General features: G+C 49.6%; 16 protein-coding genes and 1 pseudogene. 3 read left to right on the forward strand and 14 right to left on the reverse strand.

The window, feature by feature from the left end:
• Positions 1–9: 9 nt before the first annotated feature.
• The 3 genes from F556_RS0129250 to F556_RS0129260 form a co-directional block, all read right to left on the reverse strand.
• Positions 10–636, reverse strand: a complete 627-nt coding sequence (locus F556_RS0129250) for a TetR/AcrR family transcriptional regulator (protein ID WP_020620556.1) — start codon at positions 634–636, stop codon at positions 10–12.
• Positions 637–820: 184 nt separating this feature from the next.
• Entirely contained in the window at positions 821–1,984 is a 1,164-nt protein-coding gene (locus F556_RS0129255) for a DUF4317 domain-containing protein (protein WP_020620557.1), read from the reverse strand.
• Between the two features lie 126 nt (positions 1,985–2,110).
• The gene (locus F556_RS0129260) at positions 2,111–2,854 is read right to left on the reverse strand and encodes a MerR family transcriptional regulator (RefSeq protein ID WP_020620558.1); all 744 of its coding nucleotides are present in this window, start codon (positions 2,852–2,854) and stop codon (positions 2,111–2,113) included.
• A gap of 142 nt (positions 2,855–2,996) precedes the next feature.
• Between F556_RS0129260 and F556_RS0129265 the strand changes: the two genes are divergently transcribed.
• Positions 2,997–4,223, forward strand: coding sequence for an MFS transporter (locus F556_RS0129265; protein WP_020620559.1), 1,227 nt, complete (start codon positions 2,997–2,999; stop codon positions 4,221–4,223).
• A 182-nt stretch (positions 4,224–4,405) separates the two neighbouring features.
• Here F556_RS0129265 and F556_RS0129270 read toward each other — a convergent pair whose 3' ends face one another.
• From F556_RS0129270 to F556_RS0129290, 5 genes are all read right to left on the reverse strand, one after another.
• A complete protein-coding gene (locus F556_RS0129270; RefSeq protein ID WP_020620560.1) occupies positions 4,406–5,431 on the reverse strand; it encodes an S-layer homology domain-containing protein in 1,026 nt (341 codons plus the stop codon).
• Between the two features lie 71 nt (positions 5,432–5,502).
• Positions 5,503–10,815, reverse strand: a complete 5,313-nt coding sequence (locus F556_RS0129275; protein ID WP_245583156.1) for a cohesin domain-containing protein — start codon at positions 10,813–10,815, stop codon at positions 5,503–5,505.
• 322 nt (positions 10,816–11,137) lie between these two features.
• Positions 11,138–11,956, reverse strand: coding sequence for a carbohydrate ABC transporter permease (locus F556_RS0129280; RefSeq protein ID WP_020620562.1), 819 nt, complete (start codon positions 11,954–11,956; stop codon positions 11,138–11,140).
• Positions 11,957–11,969: 13 nt separating this feature from the next.
• Positions 11,970–12,854 (reverse strand): carbohydrate ABC transporter permease, encoded by an 885-nt coding sequence (locus F556_RS0129285; RefSeq protein WP_020620563.1) that lies wholly within the window; start codon positions 12,852–12,854, stop codon positions 11,970–11,972.
• Between the two features lie 99 nt (positions 12,855–12,953).
• Positions 12,954–14,129: an ABC transporter substrate-binding protein gene (locus F556_RS0129290; protein WP_020620564.1), complete on the reverse strand. Its 1,176-nt coding sequence runs from the start codon at positions 14,127–14,129 to the stop codon at positions 12,954–12,956.
• Between F556_RS0129290 and F556_RS38950 the strand changes: the two genes are divergently transcribed.
• The gene (locus F556_RS38950; protein ID WP_020620565.1) at positions 14,128–14,349 is read left to right on the forward strand and encodes a hypothetical protein; all 222 of its coding nucleotides are present in this window, start codon (positions 14,128–14,130) and stop codon (positions 14,347–14,349) included. The two genes, F556_RS0129290 and F556_RS38950, sit on opposite strands and share 2 nt — an antisense overlap.
• A gap of 189 nt (positions 14,350–14,538) precedes the next feature.
• Here F556_RS38950 and F556_RS39310 read toward each other — a convergent pair whose 3' ends face one another.
• The 6 genes and pseudogenes from F556_RS39310 to F556_RS36745 all read right to left on the reverse strand — a co-directional run bounded on the left by F556_RS39310 (position 14,539) and on the right by F556_RS36745 (position 22,766).
• Complete coding sequence (locus F556_RS39310) at positions 14,539–15,081, reverse strand: helix-turn-helix transcriptional regulator (protein ID WP_425414023.1); 543 nt, start codon at positions 15,079–15,081, stop codon at positions 14,539–14,541.
• Positions 15,082–15,288: 207 nt separating this feature from the next.
• Positions 15,289–16,152: pseudogene (locus F556_RS39315) on the reverse strand (response regulator); the annotation flags it as partial.
• 17 nt (positions 16,153–16,169) lie between these two features.
• Positions 16,170–17,960 carry a sensor histidine kinase gene (locus tag F556_RS0129300; RefSeq protein WP_020620567.1) on the reverse strand — a complete coding sequence of 597 codons (1,791 nt, stop codon included), beginning with the start codon at positions 17,958–17,960 and terminating at the stop codon, positions 16,170–16,172.
• 168 nt (positions 17,961–18,128) lie between these two features.
• Entirely contained in the window at positions 18,129–18,464 is a 336-nt protein-coding gene (locus F556_RS0129305; protein WP_020620568.1) for a hypothetical protein, read from the reverse strand.
• 25 nt (positions 18,465–18,489) lie between these two features.
• Positions 18,490–19,296 carry an alpha/beta fold hydrolase gene (locus F556_RS0129310; RefSeq protein ID WP_020620569.1) on the reverse strand — a complete coding sequence of 269 codons (807 nt, stop codon included), beginning with the start codon at positions 19,294–19,296 and terminating at the stop codon, positions 18,490–18,492.
• A 176-nt stretch (positions 19,297–19,472) separates the two neighbouring features.
• Positions 19,473–22,766 (reverse strand): endo-1,4-beta-xylanase, encoded by a 3,294-nt coding sequence (locus F556_RS36745; RefSeq protein ID WP_020620570.1) that lies wholly within the window; start codon positions 22,764–22,766, stop codon positions 19,473–19,475.
• Between the two features lie 558 nt (positions 22,767–23,324).
• Here F556_RS36745 and F556_RS0129320 point away from each other — a divergent pair.
• On the forward strand, positions 23,325–26,906 hold the full coding sequence (locus tag F556_RS0129320; protein ID WP_020620571.1) for an S-layer homology domain-containing protein: 3,582 nt from the start codon (positions 23,325–23,327) through the stop codon (positions 26,904–26,906).
• Positions 26,907–26,979 lie beyond the last annotated feature (73 nt).

Consider the following 26,979-nt stretch of genomic DNA (forward strand, 5'->3'; position numbering starts at 1 on the left):
TAAAAAAAATTAGGACCCTCCTTGTGGTTTATTGGCGAGACCTGGTAAAATCAGATCCAAAAAAGACCGGTGTAATGAAGCCGTGAGATCCGAGTATAACCCAACCTCCCTCATGAGCAAGAAACTGGATATGCAGCTGTACATAATCATACTCACCTCGAATTTATTTAAGGCGGGTGAGAATTCCCCCTTTTGAACCCCTTCTTCCAGAATTTCATGGATCAAGTTGATTTCTGGTGCAATGATTTGATGCGTCAATTGTTCCAGATTCAGGTTTTTATTTGTTTCATCCAGCTCGCTTTGCGCCACAAACTGGGGAATGTTGTAGATCAACGAGTTTTGGTTCCCTTCAATAAAATAATCTGTGACGAGATAAAGTTTTTCAGTTGCTGTTAAGCGAGCATTTGACTGATCCTGTGTCCAATTCGATATCAAGTTCATGGTTTCATTTTTCAAGCAGGCAATGAAGAGCTCTTCTTTATTTTTAAAGTGATAATACATTAATCCTTTGCTAATCCCTGTTTTCAAACGCAGATCCTCAATGGATGCACCATAGCCTTTCTGTCTAAAAAGCTCTGTCGCACTTTGAATGATTTTCAGTTTGGTTTTGTTCCCTTGACCAGCTGGTCTAGCCATATGATTCCTCCTCCACTAAAGGCTTGAATTAAAGATACCATTAATTGAACGATTGTTCAACTAATTTTTTTCATAAAAAAAGGCATGCGAAAAAGGACACCAACGCCATGGTGTCCTCTTGCATGTCCTTCTAAAACCTCACCACTCTACCTCTTGCGGGAGATACTTCACTTTGCAAACTCCTTTAAAGCGTCTCCGTGTTTAACGTAAAGCCTTCGATCACGACATCTTCATCCACCTCGATGAGAATGCACCGTTTGCCTTGATAATTAACCTGCTTCACGTATCTCAAGTCTTGCGGACTGACCGAGATGGAGGCCACCTTGGTCTGAATCTTGATGGATTTGGAATTGAACTTGGGAATCACACTGCTTGCTTTGAGCTCATAATTCCTGTCATCTACGACGTTCTGGAACGCTTGCTCCATCTTCTCCGCCGTTACATCCGGCACGCCGCTGACCGTCAGCAGCTGCTCCATGTCCCGGTAATCCAGCTTCGGCGGTTCTTCCTCTTCATTGTCCTCAATGACCCGGTGGATTTCTTCATACACCTGAGAAATCGTGGACGCATCTAGCTGATCGCCCGCTACCTCTCTTACGATCTCTTCGAAAAAGCTGCGCTCCTCCAGCGCAGTCACCGTACGTTCAGCATTCAATACGTCCTCGATGAATTTCAGATTAGGCTCATGATTCTTCCCGGCACAATACAGTACCCGGTTCACATCCGAGACATTGTCCGTCACGCTAGGATAGAGAAAGCCCTGTTCCGGCGTACTGAGCTTGACGATCGGATCAACATTCACATTGTATTTAAACTCCCGCTCGGTATAGTCGAATAGAAGCGACTTGCGCTGCTGCTCTGTAGAGTTCACACTGCACAGAATGAACAGATGCGAGAACATCTCATCCTTGCCGGTTTCTTCGGCTTCATCGTTACGGCCCTTGGTAGGCCGGTAGTATTGCCCACGGACGAACGTGACTACCGTGTCGCGTTCATACCTGTTATCCTTCAGCATCTTCTCGACCAGATGCAGCATCAGGTTCATCCACTCTTCGGTATCACCTGTCACCATGCCCTGGTGCAGCAGCACACGGGTAGGATCCTCCGCTTCCTCCATGAACTTGAGCTCGTACAGCTTTTGATCCAGCTCGCCAGTCAGCAGTTTTTTGAAATTGAGCATATACAGCTCCTGCTTCTCCCGCTCAACCATCGCGAACGGCTGACACTCATAATGATAAATTTCTTCGCTATCTTTCATAATGTAGGCATTTAAAATATCGTGAATCGTGAGCATTTCATGGTCCAGCTTGAATTGCTTGCGAATATGAGCGACTTCTTTTTTGATCATCGTTGCAGAGCCATCTCCTAACTTTACTCCTGTTGTCTCATATCCATAAATACATACGAATACGCGTTCCACTTAATTGTAACGCCCCATCAGGAAAAAGAAAAGCTCAAAGAAGAGCCGTCATTCCTAATCCTGGTAATACATTTTGATTTCTTTCAATAGGTAACTTGCGATATCTTCCGGAAAATAATTGTTGAATTCATCCGTGTACGTTTCTAAAAACTGCTCATTCTCCACAAGCTCTAAAAAGTTTCGGCTCGCCGGAAACATCTGATTCATGTCATCAATAATTTGCCGCACTTTATCTCGGCTGGCAGGATCGTCATGCTGTATCGCATGTCTGATGGCTTGCAGCAGATGCCATACGTGAAGATCCATTTTTTCTTTGTAGACCGGATCATGCAGCCGCTCTAATTCCTCCATCAACTGCTCGTCCGCATGAAAGTATTTTTTAAAGGCTTGAATTTGCTTTTTTTCCCGACGGAATAGATCAAGCATGATAAAAGCATATTCATCCAACTCTTCCTCATTAATTCCTTCTACACGATATAGCCTGTCCATCCTTGTAATTACTTCTAACATATCATTTAATTCCGCTTGCTTCTCTTCGATGAGTTGCTTTTGGATTTGCATTAATTCCCGGTTTTTTAATGCCTCGTTCGTCATCTGCTCTGTTATCTCATCTAAAGAAAGACCAAAATGTTTTAAGATCATAATCTGCTGGAATAAGTCTATATCTGACCTTGTATACACTTTGCGGCCACTTTTGTTGATCTTTGTAGGTGTCAGCAACCCGATTTTGTCATAGTATCGTACGGTTCTGACCGTTGAGCCGACTAATTTGGCAAACTGACCAATTGTGATTTCCATCGTTAAGACCTCCCCGCTCTGATTATAACCTGTGACGTAACGTCACAAGCAAGTGATTGACGGAAGATAAAAAACGGCTTGCTTACGACGTTACGTCACAATCTATCATGAGTTCTATACTACATCTGGGAGGAAGCTGTATATGGATCAACCAACACACGTATCCTTATTTAAAAATCGCCCGTTTCTCTTTCTATTTCTAGGTAGTTTCCTGGCCATTATCGGGTTCACCATGTTTTTTATGACTACGACCTGGTTTGTCATTTCGGATCTGGGCTCTGCTCGTTCACTGGGGATCATCCTCATTGCTATCACTGTTCCCCGTATTCTCATGATGGCATTTGGCGGCGTGCTTGCAGATAAATTCAAAAAAACAACCATTATGTTTAGTACAAGCTCCATTCAAGGCATCTTGCTCGTCATCATTTTTTTGTTGAACAGCAATGACCAACTCACCTTTGGTTATCTGATCGTCTTGGGATTTTGTTTCGGGACATTGGATGCTTTCTCAGGACCTGCCGGGACCTCGCTCATCCCTAAGATGGTACCCAAAGAACAAATCAAACAAGCCAATGCCGTCATTCAGGGCCTGGGACAGATTGGTTTTGTGATTGGACCCATGATCGCAGGCAGTGTGATGGAATTCGGTGGCGTTACGTCAGGTTACATGATCGCAGCCATTATTGTGCTATTATCTGCTTTTTTCATGTTCCCGCCCTTCTTAAAAGAAGGTCCCGTGGACAATACCATCAAACAAACCCCGCTTAGAGATTTCGTGGAAGGCTTCTCTTATGTAAAGGCAAGCAAATTCTTAATGACAGGCATTCTCATTCTCATCACCTTAAACTTCTTTGCCTTCGGGGCGATTTCCATAGCCATCCCGATTCTGGTGGAAACCTACGGAGGAACCCCGATTAACCTCAGCTACATTGATGCAGCCTTAGGAGTTGGAATGCTAGTGAGCACGGCAATTATCGGGATCGTCAAAATACGCCGCAGGGGATTAACCTCGATTGTAGGCTTAATTGCTACCTTACTGGTAGCGATAGCCTTCAGTCAGATTCCGAATCTGTATATTCTGACCTCGTTGGCGTTCCTAATTGGATTTACCATGACCTTTGTCTCCATCCCGTTCTTCACCTCCGCCCAGGAAGATACAGACCCGCGCATTATGGGCAGAGTCATGAGTATTGTCTTCTTGGCCATGAACGGCTTCGATCCGCTGGCCTACGCCGGTGTCACGTTGCTCGTATCCCGAGGCTTCGATATTCAGTCGATCATTTTGTACTTCTCAATTATTGGCTTGCTCATTGCTCTAGTGACTTTGTGGAGAGGAAAAACGTATCGGAATTATACGTCCAATTATTGAGTAGCTACAGTCAACTATGGCGTGGCCGCTGCGGGAAAAGGGGGCTTCCGATCGCTGTTGTACCCAGATTTCTTGTTCATACCGCTTTTAGCGGATGAAATCCGGGTGCAAAGGCGAACGCTCTGCTTCTCCAGCCTCCCTCTTCCCTCCACTCCTACTTCAGTGACTGACCGGCAACATATTTATTGCGATTCAACCATTCTCAAAATCAACACAACCGCTTCTGCGCGGGTCGTGTTCGCCGCAGGCACGAATTGATTGTTGCCTCTTCCGTTGACCAGACCTGCTTCGGCTGCTAGCGCCACGTATGGCTGAGCCCAGGCTGGAATGCTGTCCGTATCGGCAAATGCTGGCTTCAATCCAGCGTCCGGCGTATGGCCAAGTGCCCGCATCACCATGGCGACCATTTCCGTCCGGTTAATCAGACTGTGCGGACGGAAGGTGCCGTCCTCGTACCCCGTAATGACACCTACCAATTGAGCTTCCGCAATCGACGGACTGGCCCAATCTGGAATGACATCCCGATCCGCAAATTCAACCGCTGCACCGCCGTTGGGTGTAAGCTCCATTGCCCGGGCAATCATGACGGCAAACTCCGCTCTCGTTACATTACTTTGCGGGCGGAAGGAACCGTCGGGATAGCCGTTCACGAAGCCAAGTCCGGTGGCCCGCTCGATGTCTTGTTGTGCCCAGTGCCCCTCCAGATCATTAAATGTGACCAGGGACTCCCCGGCCAGCATCACGTTCAGGTTCACATTCGTCACAAGATTGGCTGCGGTCAAATCGCTCTTCACGAGCTTCACACTAGTAAGTCCGATGGTTGTCGGCTCCTTGCTCGTCCCAATCGCTTCAAACGTAAGGGTCGCCAGAATGACCTTTCCGTTTTCACCGGCTACCTTGCCAACTTTGGTATGGGCAAAGATGAGTGATCCCCCTTTGGGTGCAAGGGGCACGGAGAAGCCCTGCAAGGAGCTTACCGCTGTCACATAGCGCAGACGGCTCGTATCAAACGCCAGATTTATCTCATAGCCGTACACATCGGTCAAGTGATCGCCAGTCACGGTAACCTGGATCGTCTCTCCAATGGCAGGGCGGTCATTGTCAACGGTCAAGGAAAAGGAGACATCCTGAGCAAACGTCGTATAAGGCAAGGTAGTTATCGATAACATCAAAGCCAGACATAGAAGTACAATGTTGCGTCTCATCATCGGATCCATCCTTTTTTAGTATAGTTGGAGAAACGGAGGTCGGCATCACGCCGGCCTCCGTCTGGTCCCTCTTACTCTGCCAACCAGTTTTCAACAATCATTCGGGCAACTGCTGACAATTCACGAATGGTGATTTCTCCACTGCCGAAGAGATCGGCCTTCTCCACATGGACCCAATTCGGATCCGTTGATTTCGTTCCATAGTATTTGGCCAGGTACGACAGGTCAAGGATGGTTACAGCAGTTTGACCAGGTACCAGAGTAATGATGCCGGAAGCAAAAGCTTTGACGGCTTCATTGAGCGACGTAATCGCTTGATTTACTGTAGCCTGTGAAGCAGAGCCATCATTCCTCACAGCCTCGGCCCGCTGGACTGCTGCTCTCAGCGCCTGAACCGAAGTGGTGGAATACTGCCCCACTTTGTTGCCCTCCACTACACTGTCCAGCTTCGATTTGGCGGCTTCAATGGCCTTGATCAATTCCGATTTATCGATAGACGGATCAGCTATGACACCGCTCCGGAATACCGAGATCGCTTGATTCAGTGCTGTAATCGCCTGTGCGATGTCAGCCTCTGTAGCATTCAGGTTATCGCGGACATGGATTGCTGATTGAACAGCAGCTTGCAACACGGCTTTGGAGCCCGCCGGATATTGTCCAGGCTGCGTTCCTTCTGTCGATGTACTCAGCAATCCCTGTGCCTGTTCAATAACGGCATTAAGCGCGGAGCCATCGGACAATCTGACCTGCATATCTACAATCGCATACTCCGTATTCAGGTTGCGGGCATCTGCTTGAGCAGTTACCACGAAGTCCGACAGGGACACACGCGTACTGCCTGCTGCACTGCTCACTGCGCTGCCGTTCAGCACGAACAGTTCGCCACTGTCTTGATACAGACTGCCTTTGGTTGAAGCGATGATTAGGATCTTCCCTGCTTGTGGCTTAACAGCTGTTGCAAGGATGTTCAGATCTTTTTGAACATTGGTTATGGCGCCTTCCGCCAGACTAATGATGCCACTGTCATCGGTTACGGTCTGGTACATGATTTTTGCCGGATCGTAATTGACTTCGACGGAGAAGGCATCGATGCCCGATACCAGATTATCGATACCAACGGACAGATGAACAGGATGTCCTGCGATAACAGTCGACGGTCCACTCAGCTCTGCGTTCTCTTGGTCTTGGTCTTGCTTGAGTTGCAGCGCGCTGAACGCGCCACGCAGCGCATAATAGGATTGGTCCGCTGCGTCTTGACCGATCTCCGCATTCGAGGCGGCCGTCTTCGCATCACTTAAGGCACCTGCAAATGTGTTCCAGGAATCAGGTGTATACAATGTGTTGTCCAGGTTACTGACGGCCTCGATCAAATCGTTCAGAAGTGTTTTGTCCGTCGCCACAGGTCCAACAGGGTTTGCCGATCCGCCACGGCCGGCTTTAACCTCATTGAAGTAAGCTTCTACTTTTGTAATTTCGTCTGCTGACAAAACCCTGTCGTAGATAAGAATTTGCGAGACTCTTCCAAGGAAACGGAAGGGGGTCCCTGAAGACATCGTATAACCTACCGCAAGATCAGATCGGTTCCCCGCAAGCGCTTTGGCGTTGGTACCAGGGGTGCCGATCACGTTGTTATTGACGTAAACAGCCCGATTAGCTCCGTCCAGCTGCGCGCGAACGCTAACCAGACCGTCCGTGGCTGTGGTTGTAATTTGTTGCCCACCGCCCGATACACTGCCATCCGCGTTACCAAAACGGATGTTCACCCGGTTTGTACCTACCCCGAGGTTGATCCCGCTCCAGCCGTCGTTGGCGGCCCAGGTTTGGTAAGCTTCATTCATGCCAAAATACACGAGACCATTTTGGTCACTGGAGTTGTTGGCTGTAGTTGTAGGTCTAACCAGCGTGTAGATTGTCATCTGTGTACTGCCGTTATAGTTTTTAAAGTCTGCCGCTTTGAGCGGTCTGGAGTTTGCAGCAAACTCCACATAATCGTAACCATCCTTCTTCACGGTCGGGTTGCCTGTTGGTGTTCCCAGACCATCTCCGCCGCTGCCCGGAACGTTGGCCGGGGCGAGCTTGGCTGGGACGCTGCCCATATTGGTCCAGCCGGTCACGTTACCACCGCCGTCTCGCTCCACGCCCTCGTCGGCCTTCAACCATAAATCAAGACCATTCCTAGGAATATCAGCAAGTTTCGTATCACTTACGACAACTCGAGTATGCGATTGACTCAAGACTTCGCCGTCCTCAGCCAGGACATAGATAACGTAAGGACCTGGCACCATCGGCGCATTCATCCCGATTGCGTCACCCGAGGCCACCGACTCATCATCGCCGCCATCGAAATGTCCACCGCTCGACGAGGAAATCCATATTTTTTTCGTAGCATCATCCAGATCCATAGCAAATCTCACTTTCCCGCCCGGTGCTACATTCACATCAGCCGGAAGCAGCTTGTTTGCTACTGATACAGTAGTGGTGAAGTTGATGGTCATTTCGTTCGAATTGGCTGGTGTGCTGACGACCAATGTCCAGTTGCCTTCGGTGGCAATCTTGTGCCCGCTCACCACGCGATTGCCATTAAGCGTATACGTGTAGTCTCCGCTCAAGGTCAGTTCAAGAGGGCGCACCGATGAAACCTCGTAGCTCTGCCCGTCTTCTACGTTGATGGCAGACGCGCTCTGGTCGACGTATGCCGTATGCTTGGATGTTGCTGTTGCTCTACCGTCGGCATAGACGATATAGAGCTTGTATTCCCCTGCGGCAGTTGGAGCTTTGATGGTTTTTGCATTGCCGGCTGCTTTCGTCATACGATTGCTTTCAGCAAAGGATGTTGTGTTCGCCGGGGCGAGCCAAACCGTGTCTTGTGCTTTCAACAGACCTCTGCGCTGCAGTAATTCACCGGTACCCATGATGACATTGGACGCCAGCTCGAACTCGGTATCGGCAATCAGGGTTCTTGGAATCATATGGGTATATTCATTGTTCAGACCGGAATTCAAGACAATTTCATTGCCTTTAAGAGGCCAGATGCGGGCTTCGCTCTTATAATTGTCAAATGTAATTCTTGGCGCGCCATTCTGGTTGTTGTTGCCGTCCACGTAGCCGTGGGTGGCAATCATATCACTTTTGCGCTTCCAGTTATTGAACTCATACAGACGGCTTTGTCCTGGCGCATGCGACAGCTTGGACTGCACAACATTTCCGATCATTTTAATGAACGTACTGCCTTCGTCCGGATGGAATCCGTTGGTCCAGTTATTGGAGGTTGTCGGCTTGCCTGTTGGATTCGGATCCAGAAAGTTGTAGTTCATCTCGGTGTAGTTCGTCCAGTTGTCTGGATGCCAGTTGCTGCTCTTGTCGGTAACAGGATTGTTGGTCAGAGTATTAATGGTGTCCCAGGTGCCGCCATTCGGCAGTGTACCGGGATCGCCCTGCCGTCCCAGCGAATAAATGGCGCCGGAATCATTGACGACCGTACAGATTTCCTCTACACGATTGTAGCTGATTTTGTTATTCCGGGACGTGGTTGTAATCTCCGGGGATCTGGCCAGACTCGTCTCATGCGTACCATGGTAAGGACCACCCGTCTTGTTGGTGCCCTGGGCCGTAAAGCCGAACCCGTCGTACTCATCCCAGCCCCAGCCGATGCTCATCGCACCATAAGTGGAGTCATAGAAGTAGTTGTGCAGCACCTGCATATTCGTGGTGTAGAATGATGCAAGCGAGTTGGCACCCGGGAATCCGTAACAGTTCCTGAACAAGAAGTTGTTTGTAATATAGATGTTCTCTGGCACAGCTTCTGTACCCGACTTGAACTTCTCCTTGTCCACGCCTGCCCAGTTCCGGATTGGCGTGCCGCCTGAGGAAACCCTGGATTCATGGACCTCCGGTTTATCATTCTCATAGATATGATGCGGATGACCAATGACAATACCCGATGCGAGCGTGTCGGCGATATAGTTGCCTGTCACTTCAATGTCCTTGACATCATTTTCGATATGAATCCCATTGAATCCGGTCAGCATGATCTCGCCGTCCAGCACCTTGATGTTCCTTGCCCCGTTGATCATGACCGCTGCTGGCGGGATATCATAGCCCCGGTAGAACGTCTCATGCCAGTTGATGCTGCTTGGAAAATAGACCGTGTTCACGATCGAGCCCTGAACGGACGCGTAACCACGGGAGCTGGTCGTTACTTTTCCTGATCCGTCGCTGAGGGTATAGGTACCTGTCAGCTCGAACAATTTGTAATCGGTATGAGCCAGCTTCAGCCCTTTGAACGTAATGTGCTTCACACGTCCATCGTCCGAGCCAGCAATTGGGGCTAGGCGATCCCCTACCGGAATTCCTCTCAGGTCGAGAACCGTCTCCAGCTTCGGAATGACGACGTCCGCTTTATTGATGTCTTCGCCTTCCAGCGGAATGTAGTACAGCGTGCTCTCTTTCTGGTCAAAATAGAAGTCTCCGCGTTTATTGAAGAACTCGAATGCGTTACGGATGACTTGGTTGTTGCCTGGATTGTATTGCGTATTATTGCTCAACGATTGCGAGATGGCTCCATATGGCATTTGGAAGCGGAGCATGACGCCACCGGGCTTACCGCTGGCTTCAGGCGCCTGTTCAATCGACGCAAACGTGACAAACGGCCTTGCCCATCTGGCGGTAGAGCCGCCCACGCTTTCGGCTTCGATATTCTGGGGGTTCTTCGTGTCTGCCTTCAGTCCTACGCTGGCATCGAATACGATTCCTGCCCGGATATTGTTGCCGTCCCGCCAGGCCCACTCGTTATCCGCAGCAGTGAAGCTGACGGTAGGCGTTCCATTGACTGTTCGGTTGGCCGCAACGACCGGGGCACTCAGCGTCATGTTGGCGATCTTGTCGTTCACATAGATCGAGCGCAGCTTGTCGTTCCGGTTCAGGGTCGTTTTATACGCCTTTAAGCCACCCGTCTGGGTAAGTCCCTCCGCCTCGGTCCAGACGCCCTTTTCCAGCATCTCTCCGGCGCTGATGACAGGCTTCGCTCCCGGAGCAGCTTCATAGCGAATCGTGCTGCTGGCGCTGCCGGAATCCTCCTTGGTGAAAACCAGCGTTTCATCAAGCGAATAAAAGCCGTCCGCTATTTGCACGACGATATCTCCGCCCGTTTTTGGTAGCGTTCTCACAACTTCTTTTGCTTTGGCTATTGTTTTGTAAGGCTTGGCTTGTGTTCCGTCGCCTGTGGCATCATTGCCCGTTGTCGCCACATAAATGGTTTTACTTACCGTGTTGCTGGTCGTCGTATGACTAGGCGAACTATCTGCAGAAGCTGCTGCTGCGGACAAGGGTAGCATGGAGAAGACCAGCATCAAACTCATCATCCAGATAAATGCTCTTTTCCTCACGTTCTAATAACCTCCCTAGATAAGGTGAAAATCTTAAACTGTTGAAAAGGTAGCCTAAAGTCCCGGATCGATCTTACGATCGCTGTTGTCCTCAGATTTCTTGATTTTCTAACCGCTTTAGCGGATGAAATCCGAGGACAAAGGCGAACGCTCCGCAGCGTTTGCTCCCGAAGTCGCTTTCTTTCAGAAAGCGTTGACCAGATTCGATTCCGTGCCTCTTCGGCCATTTTTCTTCAATGAATCAAATTTCAAATTTTAAGCGCTTTCACAAGCGCGCTGCTTTACATACTCAATCACCTCCACAATCGAGTGTCATCTCGCGTTATTTGAGAATGGCGCCGGCTGTCAGGGCGTTCTCGATCTTCTCGTTGCCGATCATATAGATCATCATTGTCGGCAGGCTTGTCATGAGCATGGCGGCTCCGATCAGCCCCCAGTGGGACACGCCGACACTGACGAAGAAGCTGTGCAAGCCTACGGTCAGCGGACGGAATTGGTCGCGCGCGCCGAGAATAAACGCTAACGGGAATTCGTTCCAGACCCGCATGAAGATGAGGACGGTCTGGGTCATGAGCGCCGGCATGACGATCGGCAAGATGATGCGGAAGAACGCCTGATACACGTTCGTGCCATCGATACAGGCCGCCTCCTCCAGCTCCTTGGGCAGTGAACGTAGGAAGGCATAGAGCATAAGCACGCAAGCTGCCAGAGAGAAGCCCGTATACGGCAGAATCAGCGCAAAGTGCGTGTCATTGATGTGGAGCGACTTCACCAATTGAAACAACGGAATAACGACGACTTCAATCGGTACAATCAGTCCCAACGAGACGTAGAACAGCATCATCCCGTTCCATTTCCAGGACATACGGCTCAGGCAGTAAGCAAGCATCGTCCCCACGAGCAGGGTAATAGCGATGGTCCCGCCTGTATAGATTAGGCTGTTCTTGAAATACAGCAGAAAATCATATTTGGATAACACCTCGGAGTAGTTCTGCCATTCCCAGGTGCTGGGCAAGCCGAACTGGTTCTCATAGGCTTCCGACCTGGACTTCAAGGAGGTCGAGATCATCCAGTAAAACGGGAAAAGAAAGGTGCAGCCCATGACAATCCAAAAGACGCGTAACACATAGCTTGCTTTCACGATCTCATGCCTCCTAAAACTCTACTTTTTCTCGGGCGACGAAGCGTTGAATCAGGAAGGAAATGAGCAGACATTGCACAACAAAAATGACCGCAATGGCTGTTCCCTTACCAAATTGCGAGGTATCAAAAGCCGTGTAATACATCTGATAAATCACGGTTCTTGATAAATCACCCGGACCCCCGGCCGTCATAACCCGCACATGGGCGTAGAAGGCCATTGAGCCTAAAGTCGAGAGAATGAGGACATATTTGATGACGTCCTGCAGCAAGGGAATCGTTATGCGTGTACTGACTTGAAAGGGCGTGGCGCCATCGATCAAAGCCGCTTCATAATAGTTTTTGGGAATTGTTTTGATGCCTGTATACAACAAGATGGCGTTCAAGCCGATGTACTGCCACAGGAAGGTTAAACCGATGCTCACCATGACCGTATTCGAGTTGGTGAGCCAGGAACGGGTCAGATTATCTAATCCTACCGCCCTCAATATGGTATTGAACAAGCCCCAGTTGGGCTCGTAGAAGGCCACCCAGATTTGGGAGATGACAATGACGGAGAGAATCGCCGGAAACATCGCAGCCGTCTTGAAAAACCTCCGTAATCTCGGGGTCTGGGAATCGATGAACAGGGCCAGTATCATGGAAAGCGGCAGCCCGATCAAGAGAGACATCCCGACGATTAAGTACGTATTCTTGTGCGCAACCCAGAACGAGGATTGCTGCATCACGCTCCAATAATTATTAAGACCCACAAACCCCAGGTTCTGAAAGCCATTATGGTTGTGGAAGCTCATCCATAATTGCGGCAGCAGCGGGTAGACACAGAATAGGGTAAATAAAATTAAAGCGGGAGCAGCAAAGACGGTTATCGACAGTCTGGTGCTGAAATACTTGTTCATAATTCACGCTCCACTATCCGTAGTTCAATCGCAGCCATGGGCCCGCCAGACGTCCGTCCGGCGGGATGACCTTTTCTCTATTGCATAACAAATGATTTCTTAATCAAACCATGTATTGGCTTCCCACTCCTGATTCATCACTTTGATGAAATCAGCAGCCGGATATTCGCCTGTCAGCAATCTAGCACCTTGCGTGGACATCTCGGAGGACATCCGGGCATCGAGAGAATTGAGAGCCATCGAAGGAATCATCACTTCCGCCCCGTTGTACCATGTCAAGAACTTCTCCATTAACGGATCCAGATCCGATGCCGTGTTGCCAGTCTCCAACGCAATGGCCGAACCTACCGATTCAAAATATAACGCATCCTGCATCGCCAGGAACTCGGCCAGTTGGACCGCCTCATCCGGATGAGCTGTCTTGGCACTGACGGCATAGCCGTTCAATGGCGAACCCCAGAATTGTACGACTTTGTTCTGATCATAGGCTGGACCTGCACTAGGGAATGGGAAGAAATCCACCCCTTCGATTTTTGCCATATTCGGCAATTCCCAGGTGAACATCCACAGCATGGCGGAACGCTTGGACGTAAACATTTCCATCGCCGGGCCATAATCCAGATTGGCAATGCCGTCTGCGAAGACGCCTTCCTTGACCAGTCGTTCCATCCGTTCAACCCCTGCCACAACAGCTGGATCATTAAAGTCTGTCTCATTGGTGACCAGCTTGCTCATGGCCTCGGGATCTTCGATCTGAACCATCTGCTGAAGCATGAACAGCTTCGGTGCCCAACCATCCTTGCCCGGGGTAGCGACCGGAACAATTCCATTGTCCTTCAGTTTCTTCGACACCTCGATCAGCTCATCGAAGGTCTGGGGCACTTCCGCGCCTGCTTGCTCGAACAGATCTTTGTGATAGAAAATAACCGGTGTGAAATACGTATCCGCGCCAGAGGCAATGCTATAAATCTTTCCGTCGAAATGTTCCAAGGCTTCAGGTACTTTGTATTTATTGAGAAAACCGCTTTCGGTAATATGAGGCTTCAAATCCATAATATTGCCTGCCTGATTCAAGGAAGTAAAAAAGCCTGCATCATTCCAGAAGACATCGGGCATATCGCCGGAGGCATTATAGGTTTTGATCTTATTGGCCATATCCTCGCCACCGCCGCCTGGCTCGAATTCAACCTCCAGGTTAGGAAACGCCTCGGCCAGATTGGGCTTAATAAACTGATCCATAATGTTATTGCGGTTTTCATCTGTCGTGAGGGTCATGACACGAAGTTTAATTTTCTCTTCCTTCGTGTTCCCGCTATTCGTCTGCTCTGTCGTGCCTGTCGAAGGAGACGGCGATGGTGAAGGTGAAGGTGCATTGGTCGATGAACAAGCTGCTGCTGTCATCATGGTGCAGGCAAGAAAAGCCGTTAAAAACAGTCTCGTGTTTGATTTCAAGGTTCTGACCTCCCGTTATTTTTGTAGGATGATTGCCATCTGAAGAAAGCGTTACCATCTACAAGATTTATTGTAGCGAGCCGCCATGGCCTTTAACAGAGACGATTCTAGGGGGAGAAGGAATATTGTCGGCAGTTAGGTACGAGCAACAAAAAACGTCTGCTAGAGGCTCCAACACGGCCAGCTCTAACAGACGAAGAGGATGGCTTCCGTCCACTATGATTGAAGAATCTCATCCTTTATTGATGTTGCTGATATACTTACTGGGCGTAATCCCCGAGTACTTTTTATAACACTTCCCAAAATAATTGGCATCGGAATACCCCACCCTGCTCGCGACGTCCTGAACGATAATATAGCCCTGATCGAAAAGCTCCTTCGCCTTTTGCATTCTAATTTGCGTTAGATAATCGTTGATGGTGGTGGAGGTTTCTTTCTTGAACACATAGCACAGATGGGTATAGTTCATATGGACGCCTCTGGCAATGTCCTCAATCTTCAATTCTTCATTGCGATAATGGGTGGTAATGTAGGACTTGACCTCCTCCACAATGACCGCGGAACGACTGGTTTTTTTTGCATGAACATGGACTATCATTTTGCTGATCAGACTCCGTATCCAATCTTCAAACTCACCCAAGGAATCCATTCGTTCGATAAGCCCGAACAGATCAGGCTCTGACTGACTCTGGACGATCTCATGGATATCCTGAGAGGTCTCCTCCAAGAATTCCAAACAAGTAGAATAAATTTCAAAGCCGGCCACAAGCAGCATGTCTAAAGAGGCATGCTGTAAACGGGCATGATCAAAAAACTCACTCAGCCATGCCTCTACCTCCAGGGCATTACCTGTCCGCATACTCTTCAACAAGCTGCTTCGCTTATCCATAGAATACAAATTCACCCTCATGACGGAACGCGTAATATGGGAATACTCAATCACGCGATTGCCCCCCAGCAGATAGCGATGCTTCAGGGCATAGAGCGCCTCCTTGTATGAGTCTGAGACGGCTTCCATGCCATCATGTCCATTCCCCAGTCCAATCGTATAAGCCCATCCATTGTCTTCTGCCATCCTTGCACCAATGGATTGACATAGCCCGCCAATGTCGTCCATGTTCTTGTCCTTCACACCAAAGATGAGGGCAAATTGGCCCTTTTCATTAAAGAAGCCTTCGTACGCAAGTGTAGGATCTATGAGCTGGTGTACTAGAGAAGGAAGACTTCTCCTCATCGCTGCTTTATCCTGTAAGCCCGATGGCGAGTCTCTTTCACTCCCCGCTAATTCAATAACCGCTGTCCGATAGCTCGTGGATTGCGTATCAATTCCCAAGCTGAGCAGAAGCTCATCCTGATGCTCAGGGTCCAGGTTACCCAGCAGCCAATCATTCAAGGCCTGCGTTCTCTGCAAGGATGCTTTTTCCACCGCCTGCTTTTTTAAATCATCGAGCTCTAATTTTGCATGTCTCTCATGGTTGATGAGCTGCTTCATTTCATTTAAAGAGCTTTGAATTTCTTCTGCATCAATCGGCTTCAACACATAATTGGAGACACCAAGTTGAATCGCATGCTTCGCATAAGTGAACTCGCTATGACCCGTCAGCACAATAAATTTGCTATGAAAGCCCTCTGACCTTGCCTTCGCAATAAACGTTAACCCGTCCATGATCGGCATATTAATGTCGACCATGATAATATCCGGATGCAGATTTCTCATGAGCTCCAAGGCATCCTCGCCATTTTTCGCTTCCCCGATGAGTTGAAGCCCCAACTCCGCCCAAGGCAATGAAACTTTGAGAGCCTGTCTGAAGTAATATTCATCATCGACAATCAACACGGTATACATGACCCTGCCCCTTTCTTCTATAGCTCGATGAGCGGAAGACGAATGATGACTTTGGTGTAGGAACCGGAGACGCTCTCGACCTCCAGTCCATAGAGGTCCCCATACAGCATCTTAATGCGACGGTTCACACTCCGGGCACCGAAGCTTGCATTTTTCTTATCTTCAACCGTAGGTTCCAGTAGTTGCTCAATTTGCTGGCTGTTCATCCCTACCCCGTTATCCAGCACCTCAATGATGATCTGATTGTTCTGCAGGTAACCAACGATTTGCAAAAAGCCTTTTTCCTTTTTCCACTTGAGTCCGTGATAAATGGCGTTCTCGACCAGTGGCTGGAGCATCAGCTTCGGAGTAGCATAGCGCATAATCTCTTCATCGATAGTCATGCTATAGTCCATATACTCCACATAGCGAAGCTTCTGAATTTCCAGATAGCTTTCGGTTAATTTAATTTCCTCCCGTATGGAAATCACATCATTTCCTCTGCTTAATGAAATATTGTAAAAATCGGCCATATACTTTGCTACTGCAATAGCTTCTGTTTTCATATTCAGCTTAATTAACGATATGATGGTTTCGACCGTGTTGTATAAAAAATGAGGTTTGACCTGCGATTGAAGGAGCTTGAACTCGATTTCGCCCTTTGTGCGTTCCTCCTCGGCAATCTTGGCCACAAGCGCTTCGATGCGATCCATCAAGCTATTGAAGCCGTCACTTAAATGTCCGATTTCATCCGTAGATTTATATGCGCTTCGCACATTCATTTGACCGTTTCTTATTTTTCTCATGGTGCTGGCCAGGATGAGCAACGGCTTCGTAATCGAACGGGACAGAAAGAACGAAATCCCCAGTGCAACAATGAGACACAAAATCCCGGTACGGATAATAAAGCGATTAATTTCCTTGTTCTCTGCCGTGATGACTTCAAGTGGGATCACACTGATGATCGTCCAACTGAGCGGTTCAAACCGCTGCGTAGATACAAGCAGCTTGTTCTGCCCCTTGCCGAGGATGAATCCCAATTCCCCCTCATCCGGATTGGGAAGCGAAATCGAGGTCATCTTCGTGAAATTTTGATACAGTAGCGACTTGTTTCGGGATGAAATGATACGATTTGTATCATCCAAGACATAGAATTCCCCTCCCTGGTAGTTTAAGCTGTTTTCATAAATGGCTGCAATGACCGATTCTTTAATATACAGTGCGACCATCCCAATGGTTTGACCCAATTCTTTGTGCACCACTGCTTTTGACACTGCAAAGACATTGCTCTCTGTTGTATCATACCGAAATCTGAAGGGAACCAGTCCCGTCCAGATCGTTTGATTGTTATTTGCGAGTTCCATGGCCGTCGGTTGAGGGCCGAATAATTGTGTCGCATACTGATTATCCCCGTATCCGACATCTGCCCACTGCATCCGGGAGGATAAGACACTGGCAGCTTTAACAATCGTATTCGGCTCCACAAAGTTGCTGATGATCTCCGAGATTCTCTTGCTCATCATTAAGCTCTCCAGTCCACCCTCCGACTTCTCCATGGCCATGTCATTGTATAACACCTCCTGTAACCGAAAATCTGTCGCCAGCATTTTGGAGTAATCCTCGACATACGTAATTAAGGTTTCGATGTTATTGTTAATGAGAACGAGCTCTCGCAACGAATTATTCATCGCTTTATCAATGATTGCTTTTTGAGAAAAGCTATTCGAGACGTAAGCAATGACGGTGATGAGAATCCCCACAATAATAATGATGGTCGCAAAGATTTTATTTTTAATTGAGATGCTTTTGAGATCAAATGAATATCTCAATTCCGAGCCCTCTCCTCCCCTTATTGCAAAAAGTTCACCAAAAATTAAACCGCTTTCATTTTTTTAAAATGAACATTCGACATGATAGGCTATTATTCCTTCTGAAGTTGCTTCTATAGGCAAATAAAAAAAGCGCTGTATCGCGCTTTAATACTCTCCAATGATAAACTACCTACGTTTAATTCGGCACAAATACATGACCTGCCCCTCCCGCACCTGGCGATCTGCGTGCAGAAAAACAGGAATATCTTGCCCGTTTGCCGTTTTTAAAATCAGACTCATCTGTCTAACGCTGCCTTGCATCTTCATTAAAGGTTGAAAATGCAAAACAATAAAAAGCGAGCTGGCAGGGGTCAGAATCGATTCAAACTGACAACCACACAAGCCTTTATGATCATAGCCCAGCAAGCTTAGAAGCGTGTCATCGGCATCCAAAATGATATGGTCTTCTGTAAGATACAATAAGGCGTTGAACTCAACGTCCATTTGTTCATTATTTGTCATGTAACATTCCTTCCGGTGCCAGAATTCACGCCGTATCTAGGTATTCTTTGATTAGTTGTATCGTTTCCTCTGGATGACTGATATGTGGGCAATGCCCTGTAGCCTCCATAAATCGCAGGGTGCTATGAGGAATCTGGTAATGGACAAAGGTGCCTACTTCGAGCGGGGCAATAATGTCCTGAGAGCATTGTAGAATAAGGGCTGGGATTGAGACCTCTGTCAAGTCTTGTCGGTTATCTGCCAAAAACGTCGTCCTGGCAAACTGCCGAGCGATCTGCGGGTTCATCGCGCAGAAGCTTTGTTCCAATTCATGGGCGAGCTGGGGTTGATCCGAATTCCCCATAATTGCGGGGGCAAGGTAATTCGCCCAGCCCGCATAGTTGGTTTCCATCAAAGTCAGTAATTCCTCCATCACTTCCTCATCGAATCCTCCGATATAGTCAGGAAAATCGTTCAGATAGCGAGGGGAAGGTCCAATCAGCACCAACTTCTCGAACAAGTCCACTTCTCTAATTGAAGCAAGAATACCAATCATGGCACTGACGGAATGACCGACAAAGATTGCGTTTTTCAATTCAAGCTCATGGCAGATGTCGATGATGTCTTGCGCATAACCGTTTAAATTTCCGTATCGATTGGCGTCGTAGGCTTGAATGTCAGATTTCCCCGAACCGACATAATCGAATACTACTACGCGATAGTTCTCTTCAAAGGCCGGTATTACATAACGCCACATCAGTTGATCACAGCCGAAACCATGGGCAAAAATAATGGTCTTCTTCCCGTTACCCGATATCTTGACGTTATTGCGGGCCATAATACTCCCGTTCATGGCAGCCTCCTTATAGGTCAGTCAACGTTCATGTATTGTATTATTCTAACACAACATGACTTGTTTTCCGAAGCGCATGGGGGAACAAAAAAAGCCTCCCTTTCCGGTTAACGGATAGGAGGCTCGCATATTGCGTCCTACGATTAAAAGCCCGCACTCATCCTATCCCGAAAGTTTCAGCTGTTCAGAATGAGTTTAGCGACCGTAACGAGGTCAAGCAGATCTATGGTGCCATCCCCGTTCACGTCCACCGCTTTGAAGCTATCCCACGCTGGATCTGTATTTGTCTTGCCATAGTGTTTCGCAATCAAGGCAAGATCGCCGACCGTATAACGGCCGTCGTTGTTCAGGTCGCCCCGATCTGTGACGTTGACCGCTGCTTTGAAGACTTGCAAGGCTTGACTCAACTTAGCTGTCGCCTCGGAAATTTGTGTTGCAGTAGCTTCCGTATTGTCAGCGACTTGCTGCGCCAATTGAATGGCTGCCAGCAACGCTTGTTTGGCGCTGGCCGTGTATTGGCCTGGCAGATGACCTTCTACTGCTGCATTATAATCAGCTTGGGCCGTTGCAATCATGTCGATCAATGCCGCTCTATCCACTACACCGATCTGAACGGTGTGTACTGTGCCGGCATGACTCGTTTCCGTGCCTGTGCTATCTGCCGTCACCAATTGGGTGACCTCAACATGAGTGGGGCCCGCTGGTGCATGCTCTTTCGCCCGGAACGACAATTTGATCAGGTTCGTATTCGGATTGCTTTGTCCCTCACCAAGATGGACGCCCAGAATACGGAGGGTTCCAGCAGGTTCTGTCTTGTAATCGACTACAATGAATTTCGATTCGTCAGTCGATACTGGCGGTGCGGCAAGTTCCAGTTTATCGGTATCGTACGTGACCGTCACATCTTGTGCCAATACGCTGCCCTGTATCTTGCTCAAACCGTAGACCAGGTCGAACGAACCTCCAGCCGATACACGATCTGAACCGGTTAACGTTACAGGTGCAGGTGATTTGGGTCCACCGACCGTATAGGTTCCAAGATCGCCAAGGTCAACTACATAACCATCCTGGAGTTTCTCATATTCGCCAGCAAAGAAATCATCCAGGTAAGAATGGCCGAGAATGAATCGGTCCGGATTCATGGCACCATAGTAGCCGGCATTGGCATTGCTCTGCCCGTCAAACAGCACATAACTGCCCTGCCATCCAGATCCGGATACACCCCAGCTGATAATGTGATCGATGTATGGGGCGAATTGCGTGAACAGTTTATACATTAGTGCGTATTGATAGCCCAGAGCATCCGACTGTCTGACATTGAGCTCTGCCGGAGCAATCGCGCCGCCACCAGGGGAGCTAGTTGGCAGCTTAAGATCAAACTCGGAGAAAGCAATCCCAGAGAGCAGACCCTCATCTACAAGAGAAGCATAGAGTGCCATGGCATATTGATTATCGCTGGCCAGGGTCTCTTTTACCGCATCATGGCCCTGAATTCCCATGTCTTCAATAAGAGGTCTGCCGTCATACAGCGGATCGGTGAGCCATGCCGTGTTCAGTGCCCGAATCATGTTGTATGCTGTTCTCGCCTTGGTCCGGCTAGCAATGTCGTAGTCGTTGTACGTCAGTTTCGGAGGACTGTCCGTGATGTAGGCGTCAATGCTGCCACCTGTGTCGTGTCCGTCAAGCTTCATGAACTCCGGCAGGTCAGCATAGTTGGCCTTGTATGCCGCCGCCATCTTAGCGTTGGGAGCCGCGATGTGCGCGTATTTGAAGAGCTGGTACACATAATGCTCGCGGATATCGCCATCAATGAGATCGTCCGTTAGTGCAACCAGCCAGTTGGTGTGCTTGAGGCTCGCTCTCCAGCTGTTCGGATCGGCCGGGATATTCTCACTGTGACGGCTCTCGTGGACCTCCTCGTTCAGGACATCCCATGAATTGAAGGGGATGATGCCGCGGGATTCGCTTGAGCCATACTTCGTATCTGTGGTCAGGAAGTGCCGCATCACATACATGGTGTGGTTGAACTGCACTCGTCTGGCATTTTCTTTGTCAACCTTCACCGTGCTCGTAACGCCATTACCTAATCCGTAGAACTGGGCTGTCCCGGTATATCCGGAAGGCAGGTTTGCAGGAATAATCTGTCTCATCCAGGTAGGGGCCTGGTTGTACCATGCCAAGACATGGCCGTGAGATTTGTACTCTCCAGGATTACCGGAATCCCTGATCGCTTGATAAGAGCTAGTTGGGAAATTGTATTCCCCCAGGCCAGGAGTAGTTGTTGCGCCACTCAGGGTATCACCCGTCACACTTTTCAGCCAGCTCGGGCCCCGGGGATGTGTAGCATCCGCCTTGAGATTGTTGCCGTTAACAAAGATTTCATAATGCCGGGCTCTCGTTCCGGTAACAGCTCCGGTTCCGATCGCTCCGACCATGAAGAGGTCATTTTCCCTGTTATAAATACTCTTAAGGGGCGCAACGACACTCTGATTCTCCTTGTTGACTACGGACGGAAGCGCAACACCGTTGGGATCAGGCTCCGTTATGATAATGTTGGCGACCAGCAGCATGCCGGTTTCTGCTGTGCGGCCGTTCTCGCCATGGAGCTCAAGAATGAAATTCGATGAATTCCCTGTGGAGGCGTTGATGCTGTGGTGAGCCTTCAACCACGTTTCACCGTTGTAGCTGCCAACCCAGTCAGGGTTGAGGTTATTGTACTCGTAACCTCTGAGGTAGGAATCCAGGTCAGCGTTGGTATTGCGGACTCTCCATCGCATGAACTTGCCCTGTGCACTCTTCGGATAGTACACATCAAACTCAATCGTTGCGCCTGCAGGGACATTGACAGCCGGGGACAACGGAGCGGCCAGGCTGATGCCGCCGAACGTACTTAATCCGTTATGGACGTAATTGATTTGAAGCACATCCGATTTGCCTTGGGAATCTGCAAAAGGATACGGAATCACCTTGTGGGTACTGCCCGCAAAGTCAGCCGGCACACGGTTATCAAGCGGCGCTCTGGTCGTCCAGGCATGGGTGGGCGCAGTCACTTTTACAGGAACTTTACCCGGGCCAGGATCCAGACGGAAGTACGGATCTGAACCGTCAGCCTTGATCTTTCCAGTGAAAGTCGCAATGGCGTCCTTCAAGCTGGTGATGGCCTCGCCGGCGGGAGTGGATGCATGACGTGCGAAGGCTAGCGCGTTATCGAACGCTTGGAGCTCGTCAGCGTACACCCAAGGAAAGGCCTTGTTCACATCGGATCCGTCATTAGTACGGCTAGTCTGGAGCGGGAATTCCTTGTTGCCGGCTTTTAAAGCTTCGGCTTGTGCAATGAGCTTGTTCCGTTCCAGTGTCTGTTCACCCTCCGCGGCAGCAGCCGGGCCCGGGGCAAACGCGAATGAGGAGAGCAGCATGATGACAACGAGGATACGGGAAATGGTGATGAATAGCGTTTTACCTTTTAGCACTAGTTTTGCTCCTTTTCTTTTGCGTTTTTGTGATGAGTGAACTCGCAAGACAAAGTAAGCCACTTTCGTGTGTTGGAATTCTCTTGGATGAAGAAATTGTTTGCGCTTCCATTAATGGTGGTCAGAAGCTTGGATACATCCCTCCTATGCGTTAATATTGGGTTCCATTAGCTGGCTGCGCTCTATGACACCGTTAGCTTAACATCACCGGACCAGGAAAAAAACGATCAATAATCCGGCCGCAAAACATGCAATTTTCGTCCTGGATTCGCGTCAATTAACATCTTTCCGGCGCTTTACACTTTCTCCGCAGCACAAAAAAAGCCTAGTATCCAGCGGATACCAATGCTTTAAGAATCGTGCTATATCGAGATTCCTGTTCAATTAATGATGGTGCATATGTTCCTTAATCAATAGGCCACTTTAAACGGGAGTATTGAAAACCAATATGATCTAATATATCATAATAATGGAACCGTTTGCATAACGGATCTGAACAGGATGCTGGTATGCCCTGGGCGTACAGGATCTAAAAAAAATAAGGAGGTTTTTTGATTTATGCTAAAACGTTATAGCCGAATTATTGCGTTCCTCTGTAGCTTGGTAATGTTGGCGTCGCTAATGCCTACCAGCTATGCCTCCGAGATTAACAACCTTGAGAACGCAGCAACGAATGAAACACCTACCGCCATCTTTGGAACTCCCGAACTCGGAGCAGGCGATCCGCTCTGGGACCAAACCATGGAGCACCCTATTGACAAAAGCACAGTACCCGCCGACCCTAGACCCCATGCTACGGGCACAGCCAAGATTCTGTGGGATCACGACTACCTGTATGCCCGCGTAGTGGTGAATGACAGCAATCTCTATCAAGGCGCTGGCGGAGATCATACGTACGACAGTCTCGAGTTTTATGTAGGCAGCGGCTCCAACGGCTCCAACCAATGGCGCGTCAGCTCGACCGGCGTGTTCTCGGGACAGTCCGCTGCAGGCAGAGCTGCATGGACCCAGATCACGGAAACCGGATATATCGTGGAGATGAGGATACCGAAGCGAACCTTGGTCCTGCAGGAGGGCAACCTGACCTTCGATGTGTATATCAACAACTCGACGGCACAGGGCGGCGATCGCTATGAAGTCGTCTCTGCTTTCGGAACTCCGGATGCGGGGTACTCCAGCTCAGCCTCTTTTACAGACAGCCTGCAGCTCGTTCCAGCCATTGAAGAGGACGCCAGATTCTCGATTCTCGCCACGGCGGGACCGGGCGGCAAGCTGGATTGGGTCCCACCCGGCGATGTACTGAGAGTAGCCAAGGGCTCAGACAAAACCTTTACCTTCACCCCCGATTACGGCAAAGTTGTCGATACCGTTACGGTCGACGACCAAACCGTCGCAATATCGGAAGGCAAGTATACGTTGACGAATATTCAGGCTAACCATACCATTCACGCAACCTTCAAAAACGATCCGGACGCAAGGGTATTGCCCTTTATTGTGTGGAATGACAATTTTGCCAGCGGCGAATATACGACGGCTGTCATTATTGACTTAGGCGAGGGAAAAGCAGCGTTAGGCTCCGCGCTTAACCCGGACTTGTTTACTCTGTACGGCAAGGACACGACCTTAAACGGCGATGCGGTGATTACCCAAGGCCCGCGCAAGATTACAAGGGTATACGCCAACGACGAGCCGAAGGTTCGCGGTTATAAAGGCCCGATCAGCAACTCGCCCGACTATCGGGAGGGACTGGCGAGCGGCCGTTACATCGTCGTCGAGGCGGAGTTCTATACGTCGACCGGCGGGAAGACCACGCTCGATGGCAGCAGCAACTCGACCAAGCAGGTGTACACCATCGTTCAAACCGGCGAGATCGTACTGACCGAAGGAAGTCCGCTTCGCAACGTCGTATTTGAGCAGGAGAAGGTGGTCAATCCGATTCTCGACAAGTTTACGACACACACGGACAACTCCGTCAATCACTCACTCTACCTGCACAAGGATGCAGACGGTCAAGTGGTCAAAGGATTGCCGCTGTATGTCTATACCCACGGCATGTCGCGCGGCGGCACCAACTCGGCGACAGACCAAAAAGCGGCCATGAAATCCGCTAACGGCTCGGTCGCTCTGATGAAAAAAATCGAACAAAACCCGGGCAAATACGCCAGTCATATTCTCAATATTTCCTATAACGGCATCTCCACCCCCTCCACAGAAAACGTCAAAAAGGTTATAGATGCGCTTGTTGCCAGCGGCGAAGTAAACCCAAATCGTATCTATGCGGCGGGCTTCTCGTGGGGCGGCCAGTATACGAACAACTTGGTCAACAGCTTCCCTGGCTTCTTCGCGGCTGCCGCGCCTATGGCACCGGTCAGCGGCTCGCCAGCGGCAAGCACCAACGAGCTTCATGCCAACCTGGCCTATTGGATGTTTTTAAATGCCCATAACACGGGAACGTACCAGACGAACCTGAATACCTACATCACGACCAATATGCCGAAAATGACCAATGCACGTGCTTCGCTCTTCGAGAGCAACGAGGCGCTGACCTGGCCGTACAACCAATTCGACCAACCGAATCTGAGGCCGAATCCTGCGAACGATCCTGTTCTGCCGGATTATATCGCGCACGAGGTTGAAGCGGCAGTGCTGTACAACCAGTTCACGATGGGAACCTGGAGCATGGCTCCAACGGCGCAGTCCGCTAACCTGCCAGCCTGGAACAATGATTACACCGACGTCTTTGACTGGATGTTCGCACAGAGAAAACCAGGTTCGCCAGATGCGCCGCGCAGCTTCAAGGCGACGGCTGGTGACGGACAGGTCGTATTGAGCTGGACAGCTCCGGCTGACGACGGCGGCAGCGCGATCACGGGCTACAAGGTCTGGCATGGCGAGATGACGCCGGTCGCACTGGGCGCGGAGGCGACCCAGCATACCTTCACAGGCCTGACCAACAGCCAAGCCTATACCTTCAAGATCGTCGCAGTGAACGAAAAGGGCGAGAGCGCGGAGATTATTGCGACAGCTACGCCGACGCGACCAACGCCGACGTATCCTATTTACTACCCTCCTGTCGACAGCAGCGGCAATACGGGCAGCGGAACAGACAGCGGTCCGTCGAAGGCGACCTACACCTTGAATACACCGCAGGATAAGCCCGCGCTCACAGACAAGGACGGTAACACCACGTTGCCCGGCGGTGGAGAGCTTGCGACCGAGGGCGGGACAACAATCAAGGTACCCGAAGGGACAACGATCGACGTGAGCGGCAAGGTGACCATCCCAACGGATAAGAGCGCTGAAGCGACACTGCCCGGCGGCAATATTACCGTGACACTTCCTGGCGGATCGACGATAGCTGACGACGGTACAGTCACAGTCCTCGGCGGAAACGCGCAGGCGAAGCTGCCAAACGGTCATCAGATGAATATCCATGAAGGATCGAAGATACGGAGCGGCGGCACGGTTGTGGCAGGACCGGCCGGCGCGAGCTTCGGCTTAGAAAACGGCCTGGTGCTGAACATCCGTGAAGCTACCGAGCTTGCGTTCGATGGCGCCAATCCACTGGGTTTCATCGTGATATCGAGTAATCCTTTAGGGGATGTCAACAGGAACGACTGGTTCTATGGCTATGTGAATTCCGCCTACATCTACGATCTGTTCAACGGCACGACGTCCACGACCTTCTCACCAGGCACCGCAATGACGCGCGCCATGTTCGTGCAAGTATTGGCTAATCTTGAAAACACAGACCACTCCGACTACACGAGTTCCCGCTTTAGCGACGTGGCAGATGGACAGTGGTACACAGCGGCAGTCGAGTGGGCGGCCGAAAAAGGCATCGTCAAGGGTACCAGCACCGACAAGTTTGACCCGAACTCACCGATGACACGCGAGCAGATGCTGGTGATCCTGTACAACTACATGAAGTACAAGGGCTATGAGCTCTCTGAACGCGACGCTATCCCCTTCGCAGATGAGCGTAAGATCAGCTTATGGGCGACGGAGGCCGTTCAGGCGCTACATGGCAGCGGCATTGTAGTAGGCAACCCGGACAATCTTTTTGCTCCCAAAGCCACAGCTACCCGCGCCGAAGTAGCCACAATCTTTGTAAGGTTCGTCGAATATCTGGCTAAATAATAGCTGGACAGAGTATTCTCAAAAGTAAGACGTTCATTGCCTACAAAAGGCTGGACGGAAAACCTTGCGTTTT

The sequence above is a fragment of the Paenibacillus daejeonensis DSM 15491 genome (assembly GCF_000378385.1).
In the GTDB taxonomy this organism is placed as follows: domain Bacteria; phylum Bacillota; class Bacilli; order Paenibacillales; family Paenibacillaceae; genus Paenibacillus_D; species Paenibacillus_D daejeonensis.